Origin of the sequence: Rhodococcus sp. GA1, assembly GCF_024321955.1 — a bacterium.
GTDB classification, from domain to species: domain Bacteria; phylum Actinomycetota; class Actinomycetes; order Mycobacteriales; family Mycobacteriaceae; genus Rhodococcus; species Rhodococcus pyridinivorans.
The window spans coordinates 1,333,103-1,350,695 of sequence record NZ_CP097186.1; the positions used below are offsets into that span (position 1 = coordinate 1,333,103).

The following is a 17,593-nucleotide window of genomic DNA, read 5'->3' on the forward strand; positions in this document are numbered from 1 at the left end:
CTTCCTGCGCTTTTCCGGAGCAGCGACGATAGTGATGCTAAAATAGCCGGATACACGGTTCCACCCTTTGGGGCCGTGTATTGCTGCATAAGAGCATCAACAGACAGTACGACTTCCGTTCAGCCTGACAACCAGGGGGGACGACGGGGGTCGTGCTGTCGCGGTCGTTGCATGTGCACGACTTGTCCACGGAGCCGGGGGCTCCAACCCGAAGGAAGTGATCGAGGATGACCGAGACCCAGGTGACCTGGCTGACGCAGGAGTCGTACGACCGACTCAAGGCCGAGCTGGACCAGCTCATCGCGAATCGTCCTGTCATCGCCGCCGAGATCAACGAGCGTCGCGAGGAAGGCGACCTCAAGGAGAACGGCGGCTACCACGCGGCCCGCGAGGAGCAGGGCCAGCAGGAAGCCCGTATCCGTCAGCTCCAGGAGCTGCTGGGCACCGCCAAGGTCGGCGTTGCTCCGACCGAGTCGGGCGTGGCCCTCCCCGGTTCCGTCGTCACCGTCTACTACGCCGGCGACGAGTCCGACACGGAGACGTTCTTGATCGCGACCCGCGAAGAAGGTGCCCGCAACAGCGAGCTCGAGACCTACTCCCCCAGCTCGCCCCTCGGTGGCGCCCTGATCGACGCGAAGGTCGGCGAGACCCGCGAGTACACGCTGCCCAACGGCAACACCATGAAGGTGACACTGGTGAGCGCGGAACCTTACCGCGGCTGATCGCCGAGTGCCGCACCGCGGCAGTCCCCTCTGCAGCCGAAAGGCCCGACCGGATTCTCTCGGTCGGGCCTTTCGCGTGTTCACGGCAGGTGTCAGAAGATGCGCCGCGCCTTCATGTCGGGGAAGACCGGCCCCACCCGCACGACGTCGCCGGTGGTGGGTGCGTGCACCATCTGCCCGCCACCGATGTAGATGGCGACGTGACCGGGTCCGCCGGCCTGCCAGTTGCCGAACAGCAGGTCGCCGGGGCGCGCCGCGTACAGCGGCACCTCGGTGCCGATGTGCCACTGTGTCTCGGACGTGCGCGGCAGCGTGATGCCCGTCGCGGCGAAGACCGCGTACGACGTCAGGCCGGAGCAGTCGAAACCGCCGCCGGACGGCCCGTTGATATTGCCGCCACCCCATACGTACGGCAGGCCGAGGTACTTGAAGGCAAGGTCGACAATGCGATTACCGACGTCGCCGGCTCCGCCTCCGATGCCCAGACCCAGGAACGGCGAGAGCATGCGGGCGAAGACGTGCTCGGTCGCGCGGATCTTCGCGACGTAGGGCTTCGTCTGGTTCTCGTAGTCGGGATGACCGGACGGCATGCCACCCGAGCGCTTCACCGCGCCGACGCCGGCGTTGTAGGCCGCGAGGGTCAGATCGAGGGTGTCGCCCTCGACCAGTCCGCGCTTCTTCCAGTCGTCGATGAGCTTGTAGTTGTCGCACAGGAGGTTGCCCGACGCCATGACCGGGTCGGCGATGCCGAGGACGTCGGCCTTGCCGTCACCGTCGGCGTCCTTGCCGTACTGGTCCCAGGTGCCGGGCATGAACTGTCCCGGGCCGCGGGCGCCGACCGGCGAGACCGGCGCGGTCGGGCCGTACCGGAAACCGTTCTCGGCGGAGTAGAGGGCCGCGAGGACCGGCGCGGAGACCCCTTCGCACAGTTCGCCGGCCTTCTTCAGCCACGGCGCGAACACTGCGATCGCACCGATGGGTGCGAGTCGCGTTCCGGGAAGGATCGCCGGGATCGACGGCAACGTGATCCCGGTGCCCGGGATCGTGGGACCCGGTTGCGGGTTCCCGACCACACCGGTCGCCGGGGGTTGGACCGGTATTCCGAAGGGCCCGGGACGCGCGGCCGGCGGTTCGGGCGCCAGAGCGGGCGGAGCTGCTTGCGGATCGGCGGGGTGCAGGGCCGCGGCCGCATCCTCGGGCAGATGCGGCTCGATCGCTCCCGCGACCGCCGTCGTCGCATCCGCGACCGCCTGTTGTGCTCCCTGCTGCATCGGTTCCGGCAAGGACGCGACGAGATTCGCCGCATCCGTGTCGGCGTTCTCGGCAGTTGCCTCGAACGACTCGATCGCCCCGTTGATCTGATCCTTGATCTCTGCTGGTAGGTCCACGCCCTGAACGAGCGCACTTGCTGCCGTAGCCACTGCCACGATGACCGCAGACGGGTCCACCGACATCCGCTACCCCCACATCCATCGATCAACCGCTCTCACCGTAACTGTGAGGTCGATCACCAGTGCGGCTTCCGGATGTTCTTATCACATATATTCAGGAACACGTTCTAGTACTGGGACCAGTGGGACCGGTGCTTCCTAAGGGTCCGGAGTTACGGTTCCGGATAGAAGTCTGCGGCGTCCGGCTGGGTCAGGACGTCCATGATGTCCACCGGATCGACCGCGTCCTCGTCCAGCAGCGTGACGAGCGTGTCCCGCTGATCCTTCGTCACCGGTTCGCAGCCGCCGGGCATCACCCACCGGTCCTCCCCCACCGGCATCACACGGGCGCACAGCAACGTCCCGGCGGGCACCTCACCCGCGAGCCAGGGCGCGGACACCTCCACCACCCGATCGCTACGGACGTCGCGCAGCGTGAGCGACTCCTCCGGCGCACTCGCCTCGACCTCGAAGACCGAACGCTCGACCGCCAGCCACGAGCGGGCGAGCTCGGCCTCGTCCTCGGGCAGCAACTCACCGCGACGCTCGACGAAATCCGCGAAGGCGCCGGCATCGAAGAGCAGGACGTCCTCGACGAGAGGATCGGCGACGGCCTCGGCCACCGCGTCGTCGTCCCCGTAGCCGGAACGCGCCTCCGCCAGCGCGACCCGCTGTTCGGCCCATCCGGGTTCGAGGGCGTGCATGGCCGCCTTCATGTACAGCCAGTCGGAGCGTTCCTCGAGCGAGTGCTCGGCGCGCCCGAGATGGCACGCCTTGTACTTGCGGCCCGACCCGCACCAGCAGCGGTCGTTGCGGCCGAGCCCCGGGACCTCCTTCGGCCGGTACCGTTCGAGCACTTCGTGGAGGGGATGTTCGTCGCCGCCCGGCACCCGGGCGAGCAGAGACAGCCCCCGTATCGCGTCCCCGCGATCGGAAGCGAAGCGCGCGAGGTCGAACAACGGGAGGTCGAAGGCGGAGTCGAGGTCGGCCGAGCGCTCGTAGTGCCGTTCGGCTTCCGTGAGGCGTCCGGTCGATTCGCCCGCGCGACCGGCGATCCAGTGCGCTGCCCCCGCCGCACGTCGCGGCGCATGGTCGAGCAGCCACAGCGCGGCCTGTTCGATCGCCTCGGGCGCGAGCTTCTCCCCCACCAGTTCGTCGTAGACGGTCTCGGCGATCTCGGGATCGGACAGCACCGAGTACAGACCGGATTTTCCCACGGCGAAACGCTCGTCGAGTTCGGCGTCGTCGCCGCGTTCGAGGGCTTCGACCAGCGACGCGAACAGGGCCACGCCGGGCACGGCGTCGACGGGGATCCCGAGCTGTTCGGCATAGATCTCGAACATCGCCCGGTCGGAGTATCCGTCGAAGTCGAAACCGTTCGGTGCCACCAGGTCTCCGCTGCGGGCCAGACCGGCTCCGGCGAGCAAGTCCCCGAGCGGCAGGGACGGCGCGGAGAACGCGTCCGGTACATCGGCGAGCACGTCGAGGAAGGCGCCCCCGAGGCTCGCCACCTGCTGGCGGGCGATGGTCTGTTCGAGCGCGTGCACGAATTCGGCCTCACTACTTCGGACTTCGTCGTCGACCGGAGCGAACGACAAGCGACCGTCCCGCACGGTGAGTGCGAGCAGGTCTCCCGCCTCGTGACCCGACAGGGCTCCTTCGGGAAAGACGATCGTCTCCTTGCGGACGATCTCATCCGAATCCGGATCGTTTTGCGTGGCAGCAGCTTCGAATCCACCGGGCTGCACGAGATCGAACTCGTCGTCCTCGGAGACGAGCAGCAGGAGCGGTTCGATGTCGTCGACCGGGATCGCGTGCCGGTCGAGTTCGTCCGCGGTGAGGCGGTGTGTGAGCATCCTGCCCTCGAACAGCGCATCCGTCGCCGCGACACGGTCGTCGGACAACCACATCAACAGCGGATGCGGTTCCGACTGTTCGAGATCGATCATCACTTGCTCGGCCGAGCCGAATCCGTGCTCCTCGAGATGATCGGCCACCTCGTCGATCGTCATGGGTCCATGGCGCCGTACCGTGTCGAGCACGGTGTCCCACAGGGCGGATTCGGGATGTTCACTGTCCGTCACCACGTGATCGTACGGCGCCCGGCAATGCTTCCGGGGGCTATGCGGTTCCTTCCGCACGTCGCCGTCGATGTTTTCCCGATCGACAGGAGAAGAAGGCGTCCTTCGGGACGCCTTCTTCTCCTGTCTTCTACGACCGGTGTGTCAGCCGAGCGCCTGTTCGACGTCGGCGAGCAGGTCGGCGGCATCCTCGATACCCACCGACAGCCGGACGAGATCCTCGGGGACCTCGAGCAGCGACCCGGCGGTGGAGGCGTGGGTCATCGCACCCGGATGCTCGATGAGCGACTCCACACCACCGAGCGACTCGGCGAGGGTGAAGATCTCGGTGCGCTTGCAGAAGTCCAGCGCGGCCTGGCGGCCACCGGCGAGGCGCACGGAAATCATGCCACCGAAGCGACGCATCTGCTTGGCCGCGTACTCGTGGCCCGGATGCGATTCGAGACCCGGGTACAGCACCTTGGTCACGGCGGAATGTCCCGACAGGAAGTCGACGAGCTTCTCGGCGTTGTCGGAGTGCTTCTCCATCCGCACCGCGAGCGTCTTGATGCCGCGCAGCGTGAGGAAGGCGTCGAACGGGCCCGGCACGGCGCCCGCACCGTTCTGCAGGAACGCGAAGGCGGCGTCGAGCTCCTCGTCGTTCGTCACCAGCGCGCCACCGACGACGTCGGAGTGACCACCGATGTACTTGGTGGTCGAATGCAGCACGACGTCGGCACCGAAGGTGAGCGGCTGCTGCAGGTACGGCGACGCGAAGGTGTTGTCGACGACGAGCTTGGCACCACCCTCGTGCGCGATGTCGGCGAGCGCCGAGATGTCGCCGATGTTGAGCAGCGGGTTGGTGGGCGTCTCCACCCACACGAGCTTGGTGTTCGGGCGCACGGCCGCGTGCACCTCGTCGGCGTCGTTGATCGCGGCCGGGGTGTACTCGATCCCCCACTGCGTGAACACCTTGTCGATGAGACGGAAGGTGCCGCCGTACGCGTCGTTGGGGATGACGAGGTGGTCGCCCGGACGCAGCACCGAACGGAGCAGGCAGTCGGTAGCGGCCATGCCCGAGCCGAACGCCCGGCCGTAGGTGCCGTTCTCGAGCGCGGCGAGGTTCGCCTCGAGGGGACGACGGGTGGGGTTGCCGGTGCGGGCGTACTCGAAGCCGTTGCGCATCTCGCCGACGCCGTCCTGGGCGAAGGTCGACGACGCGTAGATCGGCACGTTGACGGCACCGGTCTGGGGGTCGGGCTCGTACCCGGCGTGGATGGCGCGGGTCGCGAAACCGTGCTGGTTCTGGTCTGTCATGAAGATCTGTGTCCTATCGGCCTTGAGAGATGAATCCGAGCAGGTCGTGGCGGGTGATGACACCGACGGGCTTGCCGTCGTCGATCACCATGAGCGCGTCGGTGTCGCCGAACGCCTTCGTGGCGGAGTCGATCGACTCGCCCACGCCGATGTTCGGCAGCGGCGGGCTCATGTGCTTCTCGACCGGATCGGCGAGATTTGCGCGACCTTCGAAGACGGCGCTGAGCAGTTCGCGCTCGCTGACCGAACCAGCCACTTCACCTGCGGTGACGGGCGGTTCGGCACCCACGACCGGCATCTGCGAGACGCCGTACTCCCGAAGGATCTCGATGGCGTCGCGCACCGTCTCGGACGGGTGGGTGTGCACGAGGTCGGGCAGGTCGCCGCTCTTGCCGCGCAGCACGTCGCCGACGGTGGAGTCGTCGGGCTTGCCGTCGAGCGGCGCGCGGAGGAAGCCGTAGCTGGCCATCCACTTGTCGTTGAAGATCTTCGACATGTAGCCGCGACCACCGTCGGGCAGCAGCACGACAACGACCGCGTCGGGGCCCTCGCGCTCGGCAACCTGCAGTGCGGCGACGACGGCCATGCCGCAGGAGCCACCGACGAGCAGGCCTTCCTCGCGGGCGAGGCGACGGGTCATCTCGAACGAGTCGGCGTCGGAGACGGCGATGATCTCGTCGGGGATCGACGGGTCGTAGGCCGAGGGCCAGAAGTCCTCACCGACACCTTCGACGAGGTACGGCCGGCCGGTGCCGCCCGAGTACACCGAGCCCTCGGGGTCGACGCCGACGACCTTCACCGCACCGTTGGAGACCTCCTTGAGGTACCGGCCGGTACCCGAGATGGTGCCGCCGGTGCCGACGCCAGCGACGAAGTGCGTGATCTTGCCGTCGGTGTCGTTCCAGATCTCCGGGCCGGTGGTCTCGTAGTGGCTCGCCGGGCCCCCCGGGTTGGAGTACTGGTTGGGCTTCCAGCCACCGGGGAGCTCACGGGCGAGACGGTCGGAGACGCTGTAGTAGCTGTCGGGGTGCTCCGGCGGGACCGCGGTCGGGCACACGACCACCTCGGCACCGTAGGCCCGCAGCACGTTGCGCTTGTCCTCGCCGACCTTGTCGGGGCACACGAACACGCACTTGTAGCCGCGCTGCTGCGCGACCAGGGCCAGGCCGATGCCGGTGTTGCCGGAGGTGGGCTCGACGATCGTCCCGCCCGGCTTCAGTTCGCCCGACGCTTCGGCCGCATCGATCATCTTCACCGCGATACGGTCCTTGGAGCTGCCGCCGGGATTGAGGTATTCGATCTTCGCCGCTACGAGCCCCGATCCGGGTTTCACCACCGTGTTGAGCTTGACGAGGGGGGTGTTTCCGATGAGGTCGATGACGGAATCCGCAATGCGCATGACTCCATGTTCCCACGTCGTGGCTTTCCGACAGGGTGAAGGTGTACACCCCTGGGAAAACACCCCCTGGGAAACGACGAAGACCCCGGACCGTGGTCCGGGGTCTTCATGGCGTACTGCTAGTCGTTCTGGAAGTAGCTGAGCAGTCGCAGGATCTCTACGTACAGCCACACCAGGGTAACGGTCAGGCCGAGGGCGACGCCCCAAGCAGCCTTCTCGGGGGCCTGTGCGCGGATCAGCTGATCGGCGGAGTCGAAGTCCAGCAGGAAGCTGAACGCCGCGATGCCGATGCACACGAGGCTGAAGATGATGGCGATCGGGCCGCCGTCGCGCAGGCCCAGGCCACCGTCGATGAAGAAGCCGGCGATGAGGTTGCCCAGCGCCAGGACCAGGACACCGACGAGGGCGCCGACGATCATGCGGGTCAGGCGCGGCGTGACGCGGATGGCGCCGGTGCGGTACACGACGAGCATGCCGAAGAACACGCCGAAGGTGCCGAGGACGGCCTGCGCGATCAGGGTCGCGCCGCCGGCGCCACCGAACGTGATGTCGGTGAACATGAACGACAGCGCGCCGAGGAAGAAGCCTTCCGCCACCGCGTAGGCGAGGACGATCGCCGGGTTGTCCATCTTGCGGCCGAACGTCGCGACCAGCACCAGGACGAGGCCGATCAGACCGCCGCCGATGACGAACGGAGCTGCCAGGCCGACGTTGGAGTTGACCAGGACATAGGAGATGAGTGCCGAGACGGCGAGCACGCCGAGCGTGATGCCGGTCTTGGTGACGACATCGTCGATCGTCATGGTCCGCTGGTCGGTGGGACGTGCCCACGGATCCGTCTGCGGCTGACCGAATTGCTGGGTGGCCTGCGCGGCGCCCGCCGTCGCAGAGCCGAACGTGGCGTATCCGCCGCCCTCTTGCTTGGGCAGGTTGCGGAACACCGGGTTACTGGTGGTGCGCACCGTGCACTTCCCTTCTCGTGGTCGCTTCTGTCCGTTCAACGAGGCAGTGACCTCACGAGTTCCCGTTTCGTCGAGAAAGCTCGGACTAATCGGACTCTACCGGCTCCGTACCGACCTGGTCACCGTGAACTTGCGGTTGCGGCCCTCGACGCGGGTCGGCCCGACGATGCCCGACAGCGCGGGGCGGTAGTCGAGGTGACGGTTGTAGACCGTCCACATCTGTCCTCCCGAGCGGAGGATCCGGGCTGCGGCGTCGAACATCTTGTGGGCCGCGCCGGTGTGCACGGCGGCGCCGATGTGGAAGGGCGGATTACACACCACGAGGTCGACCGACCCGGCGGCGATCGAACTCGCGGCGTCGTCGCGGAGCGTGTCGATCCGGTCGGCGAGCCCGTTCGCGGCGGCCGTCTCCGCGGCGGAGGCGACGGCGGCGGCGGAGTGATCGGTCGCGATCACGCGAACGTCGGGCAGTTGCCGGGCGAGCATCGCGGCGAGGATGCCGGTGCCGCAGCCGAGGTCCACCGCGATCTGCTCGTCCGTGTCGTTACGGGGGAAGTCGAGACGGGGGAAGAAGTCGAGGAGGAAACGGGTACCGATGTCGAGGCGCGGGCCGGCGAAGGCGGCCCCGTGCGCGACCACGGTGAGGCCGAGTTCGTCGAGCCTCTCACGGACGGGATACGAGGCCGGTCCGGGCGTTGCTCGGCGCGCGGTGAGCACACGCGACTTCTGCCGTCCCCGCGACGCGCGGACCTCTGCGAAGGACGCAGCGAGGACGTCGTTCATCGCAAGGCTGATGTGCTTGTCGCGGCCACCGGCGAACACGACGACCTCGGGGTCGGCGTGGCGGGCCACGATCTCGGCGATCTCGGTGAGCGCCGACAGCGAACGGGGAAGACGCAGCAGTACCACTCGGGCACCGGCGAGCAGGTCCGCGTCGAGTCCGCAGGAACGGTAGCGGTCGGTGAGATCCTCACGCTCGGCGTTCGCAGCCAAGGCGCGTTCGGCCACCACCGAGTCCTGATGCACCCGGATCCGCTCCGCGCCGAACCGGACGGCCGCACCCAGGGTCAGGGCGCCGTACTGGTCGTCGACGACCACGATCGTGCCCGGCGCTGCGGATTCCAGTGCGGGCGCGGCTTCGTCGAGGAGCAGGCGATCGGCCCCGTCGACGGCGAACAGGTTGGGCGCTTCCACATCCGGGAAGCGCCTCAACCTGTCGTACAACTCGTCGATCACCACTCGACCGTCAGCACTCGCCCTTTCCGGCGTTCTCGATGGCACGCAGGGTGTCGGCCTGCTCCTCTTCGCTGAGATCCTGCCAGGCCGGGAGCTGCTGCTGGGCGTCGGCGACGGCCTGGGCCGCTGCCACGCGGTCCTGGCCCCACTCCTCGAGCTCGTCGAGGTAGGGCAGCAGAGCCTCGCAGTTCTCCTCGTAGCTCTTACCGAGTTCGACGCTGGTGCCCGAGGTGCCGGCCTCCGCCGAAGCCGAGGTGCTCGTGGTGGTGGTGGTCTCCTCGGCCGAGTCGGATCCGTCCGAGGATCCACACGCCGCCGCAAGCAGGACCACACCTGCACCGAACAGCGCCGCGAGAGTCTTCTTCATCTATGTCCCACTTCTGGTCGCAGTGTCGTTTCGTCCGTTCCCGGTGAGGCACCGTGGTCCGGCCGGACCACGTTAGAACAGGGGCGACGCACGATCTGCGGCGGGCGTGCACATTTCGAGACTATCCTGGGGAAACGGCTTCCCGAGGTGATTGCGCCGATGACCGAGAACGATCCGGCCGCCACTGAGCGCGCGCCGATTGTCGACGTCGCAGAGACGGACATCGTGCGCGCGCTGCACGATGCCGGTTTCACCGACGCCGTGGAGATCGGCCGCGGCGGCTTCGGTGTGGTCTACCGCTGCCGGCAGGCCGAACTCGACCGCGACGTCGCGGTGAAAGTGCTGCGCCGCTCCCCCGAACCCGCCGATCTCGAACGCTTCCTACGCGAGCAACGCGCGATGGGGCGGCTCTCCGGCCACCCCAACATCGTCACCGTGCTGCAGGCCGGCGCGACGGACACGGGCCTGCCCTATCTGGTGATGCACTATCACCCGCACGACTCTCTCGACACCCGCATCCGGCGGCACGGACCGATCGCCTGGCCGGAGGCGGTCCGGATCGGAGTGAAGGTCGCCGGTGCACTCGAGACGGCGCATCGTTCCGACGTCCTGCACCGCGACATCAAGCCCGGCAACATCCTGCTCACCGAGTACGGCGAACCGCAGCTGACGGATTTCGGTATCGCCCGCGTCGGCGGCGGCTTCCGCACCACTGCCGGTGAGATCACCGGTTCCCCCGCGTTCACGGCACCGGAGGTGCTGCGCGGTCATGCCCCGACTCCGGCCGCCGACGTCTACGGCCTCTCCGCGACCCTGTTCGCGGCGATCACCGGTCACGCCGCCTTCGAGCGGAAGGAGGGCGAGAAGATCGTCGCGCAGTTCGTGCGCATCACCTCCGAGCCCGTCCCCGACCTGCGCGGCGAGGGCATCCCCGACGACGTGTGCGAGGCCCTCGAGCGCGGCATGGCGACCGATGCCGAGGACCGGCCGCAGACGGCCGCCGAGTTCGGCGATCTGCTCCGCGACGTCCAGCGCGCCCACAACCTGCCCATCGACGAGATGGCGCTGCCCGGGTCACCGCCGTCCGGCCCGCTCCCGCCGCGTTCGGCGCCACCGCTCACCGGACCGGCCTCGACGGTCTCCGGCCGGTCGTCCACGGTCTCGGGACGCACCGGTCCGTCCACCGCACCGTCGACCAGGTTCCGGCCGCCCTCGACCTCACGTCCTCTGATCGAACGCAGCCGTCTGATCTCGTTCCTGCGGGCAGGCGGACGACGCCGTCTCGTCGCCATCCACGCCCCCACCGGCTTCGGTAAGTCCACCCTCGCGACGCAGTGGCGCAACGTACTCGCCGCCGAGGGAGTGCCGGTCGCGTGGTTGACGGTGGACAGCGACGACAACAACGTCCTGTGGTTCCTCGCGCACCTCGTCGAGGCCATGAAGCAGATCCGGCCGGTCCTCGCGCGCGAACTGGGCCAGATCCTCGACGCGCACGGCGACGAGGCCGAACGGTACGTACTGTGCACGCTCATCGACGAGTTGCACCGCACCGACACCGCGGCGACGCTGGTGATCGACGACTGGCACCGCGTCACGTCGACGGAGACCGTCGCTGCCCTCGAGTTCCTGCTCGACCGCGGATGCCATCACCTGCAGCTCGTGGTGACGAGCCGCAACCGATCCGGACTTCCGCTCAGCCGCATGCGTGTTCGCGACGAGCTGGTCGAGATCGATTCGACGGCATTGCGGTTCGGGGTGGACGAATCGAACGCCTTCTTGCGCGACATCGGCGGGATAGACCTCGGCCCCGAGGACGTGGAGGATCTCACCCGCACCACGGAGGGCTGGGCCGCAGCCCTGCAGCTCGCGTCGTTGTCGTTGCGCGACAGCGACAATCCGTCGTGGCTCATCGAGAACATCACCGGTCGGCACCACGCGATCGGTGAGTTCCTCGCCGACAACGTGCTGGCCGGTCTCGAACCCCGGATGTACGAATTCCTCCTCGCGACGAGCATCACCGAATCGATCAGCGGCAGCCTCGCCGCGGCGCTCACGGGCGATCCGCGCAGCCAGGCGATGCTCGAGGAGGCGGAGGAACGCGACCTGTTCCTGCGGCACGTCGACGACGAACGCGTGTGGTTCCGCTATCACCACCTGTTCCTCGACTTCCTGCGTCGACGTCTCGAACGCGACCATCCCGAGAAGGTCGCGGACCTGAATCGCACCGCCGCCGACTGGTTCGCCCGCAACCGCATGCTGCAGGAGGCCGTCGACCACGCCCTCGCCGCCAACGACACCGACTTCGCCGTCGACCTGCTCGCCGACGACGGCATGTACCTGATGGAGCACGGGCACATCGCCACGCTGCTCGCCCTGATCGACAAACTGCCGCCGCGGGCCGTCGCAAACGATCCGCGCCTGCTGCTCACGCAGGCCTGGGCGAACAGTGCGCTGCTGCGGTTGGACCGATGCCGCAGAACCCTCGCGGCAGTACGGGAACTGCTCGACCGTGGGGTGACGGACAGCTACGACGTCGAAGCACTCCACATCGAGGCGGATGCCGTCGAGGCGTCGATCCTGATGAACTCCGACCGCATCGACGGCATCTACGAACTCATCGCGCCGTGCCTGGAGAATCCGACCTCCGTGCACCCGTGGGTGGTGGCGGCCGCAGCCGACTTCGCCTCGTACGCCGACATCTTCCGCTTCGACTTCACCTCAGCGATCCGGCGGCAGGAATGGGCGGAGCCCTACCACCGCGAGACCCGCGGACCGTTCGCGTCGATCTACGGTCAGTGCCTGTGCGGCATCGCCGCGAACGAACGACTCGACGTCGCCTCGGCCGAGAAGTACTTCCGCACAGCGCTGCGCCGAGCGCGACGAAACGGCGGAATCCACACCCACGGAGGGCGTCTCGCCGCTGCCATGCTCGGAGAGCTGCTCTACGAACAGGGACGGACCGCCGAGGCCGAAGCACTGCTCGACGAGAGCAACCTGCTCGGAATAGAAGGCGGTGGAACGGATTTCCTCATCGCTCGCTTCGGTACCGCTGCGCGCCTGAAGATGTTGCAGGGCAACCGGGAGGAAGCCGTCGCCCTGCTCACCGAAGGACTGCGGGTCGCGGCGCTGCACGACCTGCCGCGCCTGCGGGCACGCATCGAGAACGAACGGGTCCGGCTCGGAATCGCCACTCCAGGCCCCTCGACACGCACGATGCCGGAGAACACCACACCCCACCCCGACGGAACCGTCGAGATCACCCTCCAGATCGAGGACTCCACCGCGATCCGGCTGCTCAGCGAGAACGGGGAGCCCGAGGCGTCGGAACAGGCCGTCGGATGGGCGCGGATGTGGGTACAGCGCACCACCTCGCGTCCCCGCGCCCACCTGCAGGCCCACCGTCTGCTCGCCTCCTGCCTGCACGCGGCCGGACGCATCGAGGAGGCCGAGGAGACCCTGGCCGTCGTGGTCGACGCGTGCGCGGCGCGCGGAATGGTGCGCTATCTGACCGACGGCGGGCCACACGTGATCGCCACGCTCACCTCGATGCGGGTACGGATCGAACAGGGTCTGCGGCCTGACGATCGGCCACGGATCGACCTCGGGTTCGTCGACGAGGTGCTGCGATTGGTGGACACCGAGCATCGTCCTGTCGTGTGAGCCCGGTCGTGACGGGAACGTGGTGTGAAGCCCGCCGATTTCGGGGACACTGCCGAGGTGACGGACCGATACGACAACTCCATCCGGACCCGGCGGTGGGCCCACGGGAAACTCGTCGACGAAGGTTTCCCGCTCTCAGCCGTCTCGGAGCATCTCGCCGATCCCGAGGCCCTCGTCTGGGTGGATCTGTGGAATCCCGAGCACACGGCTCTGCTCGAACTCGCCGAGGAATGGAACCTCGACCCGCACGCCGTCGAGGATTCGCTCGCACACGGCGAGCGCACGAAGGCCACCCGCTACGCCACCCATACCTTCCTCACGGTCTACGCGACACACCTGTTTCCGGATTCCGAGGACGAGAATCAAGCGCACGAGTCCCGGCTCCGCACCACCCGGATCTCCGCCTTCGTCCTGCCCCGCGGCGTCGTCACCGTTCGCCGCGGCACTCCGTTCGACATCGACGAGGCGGTGCGCAGGTGGGACGAGAACACCGACCTGCTGCAGTACGGACCGGGTGCGCTGATCCACGGCCTGCTCGACACGGTCGTCGACGGGCAGTTCGAGACCATCCAGGAACTCGACGACGCCGCCGAGGACCTCGAGGACTGCCTCTTCGAGGACGGCGCCTCCACCCGGCAGATCCAGCGACGCGTCTACCGGCTCCGCAAGGAACTCGTGCAGCTCCGGCGGGTTGTGCTGCCGATGCGCGAGGTCGTCAATGCCGTCCTGCGGACCCGCGCCGAGAGCAACCACCACCCCGAACTCGACAGTTCCTACAACGACCTCTACGACCACGTGATGCGTGCTGCGGAGTGGACCGATTCACTGCGCGAGATGGTGAACACCGTCTTCGAGACGAACCTGTCGCTGCAGGACGCGCGCCTGAACATCGTCATGAAGAAACTGACGGGATGGGCCGCGATCATCGCCGTCCCCACGGCCGTCACCGGTTGGTACGGCATGAACGTGCCCTATCCCGGGGTAGGCGAGGCCTGGGGACTGATGAGTGGGGTCGGGATCATGGTCGTGTCGGCGATCGTGCTCTACGTGCTCTTCAAGCGCCGCGACTGGTTGTGAACCCCGCGTTGCTCGGTGAACGGCTCTGTTCAGAGGAAAACTACGAGCAGCACGACGATCACGACGACCACCGCGACGGCTGCGATCACCGCACCCGCCGAACGCCGGCGCTGCACCGGCCCGTCGCGGACGAGTTCGGGATCGGCGTCGGGCGCGTCCCCGATCGGGTCGTTGTTCTCGGGACCGGAGTTGGTGGGATGCGACATCGGTCTCCTCCTGGCTGTCTGTGTCGAAGTCTGACACGGACGAGCCGGTCGTGTTCGGTTTCAGGCTGTTCGGGTGGGGTACTCCGTCAGAGCAACGTTCGATGACACAGGAGGACCCCATGGCCGACTTCGTCGATAAGGCAAAGCACAAGGCAGAAGAAGCGGGCGGCAAGATCAAGGAGAACACCGGTCAGGCGACCGGCGATCGTGATCTCGAAGCCGAGGGTCGCGGTGACCAGGCCTCCAGCGGTCTGAAGCAGGCAGGCGACAAGGTCTCGGATGCCGTCGAGAACGTCAAGGACGCTTTCAAGAAGTAGCCCTTGAACTGCGCGGTGCCGGTAGTTACGACTACCGGCACCGCGCTGTTGAGGTGCTCGGCACCGCGCTGTTGAGGTGCTCGGCACCGCGCTGTGTCGGTGCGTGCAGCACCCCGCTCTCACGGGGTGCTGCCGGGACTACTTCGAGGAGGTGCCTTCGGTGTCGTCGAAGAAGTGCCAGGTACCGTCCTGCTCGTTCTGCGCCTCCATACGCCAGCCGAGTTCGCTGTTGTCGGCGCGCTGGTCGACGAACCAGGCGTGCGCGTCGTCCGCGCTCTCGATTTCCTTGGTATCCACGACGTTCCCGGTCGGGTCGATCACTCTGTAGGTAGCCATGCCGAGTGTCTTCCCACGCGACTCGCCGGTCAAACGTCGCGCGACCCTTCTGGTGTAGGGTGGAGACATCGTTCGGCTCGCACATGATGAGCAACCTCGCACCACAGTGCCCGAAGGTTCCGAACCGGACGTGAGAGTTCCCCGCCGCGTGTACCGCGGCCCCTCTTCTTCGCACTGCCCCACGGCCGGGGACTACCCGGCCGCACCCGAAAGGACGGCCATGAGCCAGAACAAAGAATTCGACGGACCCCTCTTCCTCGCGCCCACCACTCCGGAGACCGACGCCGAGACCGAACCCGTCACCGCTGTCGCCGAAGTGGGCGGTCCCCACGACTACACCTCGATCTTCTCCGCGCGCGGCGCCTGATCCGCATCACCCGACTGTGAAGCTACCGACTCGGTCGGCTGCGAAGTCGGCGAGCGTCTGCGATACCTGCTCGGGCCGCCCGTCGTTCTGATCGGCGGCCGCAGTGAGTACATCGATGTGCTTGTATCCGGGCAGCACCCACCTGCGTTCGTTCGGATGATCCTTCTCCGGCAACGGGATCCCGCCGCTCGCCACCAGCGTCACCACAGGATTGCGCGCGACACCGTCGCGGTGGAGATGCCCTTCGAAGCGGGTCGCCGATACGAGGTCGAACGGAAGCCTCGACGGGAAGTACCACTCGGTGAAATCCAGTGGTGGCTCCGACAGATTCCGCGCCAGCTCCGCGATCGACGTCACCTCGCTCCCCCGATCGGTGTACCGCGCCTCGTCGGGTGACGACGCCCCAGTGCCCACCTCGTCGTAGTCGAGCCACCGGTAGACGACTCCCGGATCCGCGAACACCGCCGGCGACGCCTTGAGCGCATCGCCGAAGAATCCCGACCCGAGCACCTCCGGCGTGGCGGGAACAGGAAACAGCTTGTCGCGCACGGGCGCCCCGGTAATGAATCCGACGCTCACCTGCAGGAACCCCAGCGGTTGCGAATTGTCGTCGAGGATCGCGCCGAGCACCGCCTCGTTGGTCGCGTTCAACGTCCGCACATCCGGGTCGCCCGTCGCGAACATCGCGTAGTCCCCCGACAACAGAGTGCGCAACGTCCAGTCGATGTTCGGGTTGTCGGGCATGCGCGGGACAATGCCGTCGGTGCTGTCCGGGTCCAGTCGCGCGGCGAGTCCGGTGAGTGCGAGCAGATTCGTCGTCTCGGGATTGATGACCGTGGGAAGTGCCAGCACCGGCGATGCCGTCGAGATGGAGCCGAAGAACGCATCGACTGGCGCCCAGACCGCTTCGGGCAGATCCGGGAGGGCACTCTGCCCGGGGGAGGGCGCTCCCGCCTCGATCACCGTATCGAGCGCAAAGTACCCGCCGCACTGGTTGTAACCGGCGTCGCCCGTGGTGGCGGGATCTCCGTCGAAGTCCCATTCCGCGAAGTAGCCGGTGATGAAACCACCGAGAGAATGTCCGCCGCACAACACTTTCCGTTTCCGCAGTTCCGGGTCGGAGAGTTCGTGACGCAGCAGGTCGTACTGGTCGCGCAGCGTCTGCTCGATGCCGACATGCGAGAGCCACGCGACGTCGGCGCCGCTCGCGTGGCCGGCGAATCGTCGCCCGTCCACTTCGGCACCGCGGAAGTAGTAGTCGGTCGCGGTGTCGAGCGAACCCGTCCGCAGTGCCGCCCGGGTACCGGTGTGGTCCTCGAGGCAGTTCGATCGCCGGTCGAGTGCCCAGAACTCGACGTGGGCACCACGGGCCGCGGCCGCGACGACGGTGTTGCGCGCGACGCTCTCGAACGCGCCCGCTCCCTCGAAGATCCCGGGCTGGGCGACGAGGATCCGGTCGGCGTCGGCCGAACTCTCCGGTCCGTCGGCCGACCGCCACCGCAGATACGACAACCGGTCGCACGCGGCGGGTCGCGGTCCCGCTTCCGCCGGCAGCGGCGCGGGTATCGACACTACGGACCCGAGCACCTCGCCGGCCAGCGGCGCCGACGAGTCATACGGCATTTCGGTGCGTCCGCTCGTCTCCGCCGACACCACCGATGCCGTCAGGACACTTCCCATCACCGCCGCAGCCATCGCGGCGCCCATCATTGCGCGCATCCCATCCCCCGATCGGTTCGTGCGTATTGAACACCGTTGCGGGAGTCGGGTCTACGGAAACAACAGAAGAACGGACCCGTCGGAGTTCACCGACGGCCCTTCATCGTCCGCGCAAGGGAGAGACATGCGCAGAGCGACGGTCCCTGCCGTTCGGGGGAAGTGGCAGGGACCATCACTCGAAGAGTCGGGATCTTCGATCCTTCCGTTGCGGGTGAAATGTGAGGGTGACATCCTGACCTGGGCATTTCCGTAACTTCGGGTCACATCTTCCGTTCTGCTCCCGTCCCGGCGGCCCCAGGAGGGCATGGTGCTAGGGTCGCCCGTGACACGGGGTGCTCCGCACGAGCGGGGCTGAGATCACACCCGTCGAACCTGACCAGGTAATGCTGACGAAGGGATGTCCCGACATGACCACGCC

General features: G+C 67.4%; 15 protein-coding genes and 1 riboswitch. Of the genes, 5 read left to right on the top strand and 10 right to left on the bottom strand.

Features of this window, described 5'->3' with window-relative positions; genetic code table 11:
• The first annotated feature begins 227 nt into the window (after window positions 1-227).
• On the top strand, window positions 228-722 hold the full coding sequence (gene greA, locus M3330_RS06105) for a transcription elongation factor GreA (protein ID WP_033097234.1): 495 nt from the start codon (window positions 228-230) through the stop codon (window positions 720-722).
• 92 nt (window positions 723-814) lie between these two features.
• On the opposite strand, the gene M3330_RS06110 is transcribed toward greA, so the two are convergent.
• The 7 genes from M3330_RS06110 to M3330_RS06140 form a co-directional block, all read right to left on the bottom strand.
• Entirely contained in the window at window positions 815-2,176 is a 1,362-nt protein-coding gene (locus M3330_RS06110; protein ID WP_006553877.1) for a bifunctional lytic transglycosylase/C40 family peptidase, read from the bottom strand.
• 149 nt (window positions 2,177-2,325) lie between these two features.
• Window positions 2,326-4,236, bottom strand: coding sequence for an SEC-C domain-containing protein (locus M3330_RS06115; protein ID WP_255027636.1), 1,911 nt, complete (start codon window positions 4,234-4,236; stop codon window positions 2,326-2,328).
• A gap of 141 nt (window positions 4,237-4,377) precedes the next feature.
• A complete protein-coding gene (locus M3330_RS06120; protein ID WP_255027638.1) occupies window positions 4,378-5,529 on the bottom strand; it encodes a cystathionine gamma-synthase in 1,152 nt (383 codons plus the stop codon).
• Between the two features lie 13 nt (window positions 5,530-5,542).
• Complete coding sequence (locus M3330_RS06125) at window positions 5,543-6,928, bottom strand: cystathionine beta-synthase (RefSeq protein ID WP_006553874.1); 1,386 nt, start codon at window positions 6,926-6,928, stop codon at window positions 5,543-5,545.
• Between the two features lie 119 nt (window positions 6,929-7,047).
• Window positions 7,048-7,890: a Bax inhibitor-1/YccA family protein gene (locus M3330_RS06130; protein WP_071934511.1), complete on the bottom strand. Its 843-nt coding sequence runs from the start codon at window positions 7,888-7,890 to the stop codon at window positions 7,048-7,050.
• 96 nt (window positions 7,891-7,986) lie between these two features.
• Entirely contained in the window at window positions 7,987-9,129 is a 1,143-nt protein-coding gene (locus M3330_RS06135; protein WP_071934510.1) for a class I SAM-dependent methyltransferase, read from the bottom strand.
• 7 nt (window positions 9,130-9,136) lie between these two features.
• Window positions 9,137-9,493 (bottom strand): hypothetical protein, encoded by a 357-nt coding sequence (locus M3330_RS06140; RefSeq protein ID WP_006553871.1) that lies wholly within the window; start codon window positions 9,491-9,493, stop codon window positions 9,137-9,139.
• Window positions 9,494-9,652: 159 nt separating this feature from the next.
• Here M3330_RS06140 and M3330_RS06145 point away from each other — a divergent pair, with 159 nt between their 5' ends.
• Both M3330_RS06145 and M3330_RS06150 read left to right on the top strand, forming a co-directional pair.
• Window positions 9,653-13,153, top strand: coding sequence for a serine/threonine-protein kinase (locus tag M3330_RS06145; RefSeq protein ID WP_255027646.1), 3,501 nt, complete (start codon window positions 9,653-9,655; stop codon window positions 13,151-13,153).
• A 57-nt stretch (window positions 13,154-13,210) separates the two neighbouring features.
• Window positions 13,211-14,230 (top strand): magnesium transporter CorA family protein, encoded by a 1,020-nt coding sequence (locus M3330_RS06150; protein ID WP_037216292.1) that lies wholly within the window; start codon window positions 13,211-13,213, stop codon window positions 14,228-14,230.
• A 29-nt stretch (window positions 14,231-14,259) separates the two neighbouring features.
• Here M3330_RS06150 and M3330_RS06155 read toward each other — a convergent pair whose 3' ends face one another.
• Window positions 14,260-14,436: a hypothetical protein gene (locus M3330_RS06155; protein ID WP_162836410.1), complete on the bottom strand. Its 177-nt coding sequence runs from the start codon at window positions 14,434-14,436 to the stop codon at window positions 14,260-14,262.
• A 119-nt stretch (window positions 14,437-14,555) separates the two neighbouring features.
• On the opposite strand from M3330_RS06155, the gene M3330_RS06160 reads away from it, so the two are divergent.
• On the top strand, window positions 14,556-14,753 hold the full coding sequence (locus tag M3330_RS06160; protein WP_019288742.1) for a CsbD family protein: 198 nt from the start codon (window positions 14,556-14,558) through the stop codon (window positions 14,751-14,753).
• Window positions 14,754-14,891: 138 nt separating this feature from the next.
• On the opposite strand, the gene M3330_RS06165 is transcribed toward M3330_RS06160, so the two are convergent.
• Window positions 14,892-15,089, bottom strand: a complete 198-nt coding sequence (locus tag M3330_RS06165; protein ID WP_006553868.1) for a hypothetical protein — start codon at window positions 15,087-15,089, stop codon at window positions 14,892-14,894.
• Between the two features lie 220 nt (window positions 15,090-15,309).
• On the opposite strand from M3330_RS06165, the gene M3330_RS06170 reads away from it, so the two are divergent.
• Window positions 15,310-15,456 carry a hypothetical protein gene (locus tag M3330_RS06170; protein WP_162836409.1) on the top strand — a complete coding sequence of 49 codons (147 nt, stop codon included), beginning with the start codon at window positions 15,310-15,312 and terminating at the stop codon, window positions 15,454-15,456.
• A 6-nt stretch (window positions 15,457-15,462) separates the two neighbouring features.
• Here the strand turns inward: M3330_RS06170 and M3330_RS06175 are convergent, their stop codons facing one another.
• Window positions 15,463-17,175 (bottom strand): hypothetical protein, encoded by a 1,713-nt coding sequence (locus tag M3330_RS06175; protein WP_255027659.1) that lies wholly within the window; start codon window positions 17,173-17,175, stop codon window positions 15,463-15,465.
• 318 nt (window positions 17,176-17,493) lie between these two features.
• Window positions 17,494-17,590, top strand: a riboswitch (TPP riboswitch).
• Window positions 17,591-17,593: the final 3 nt, after the last annotated feature.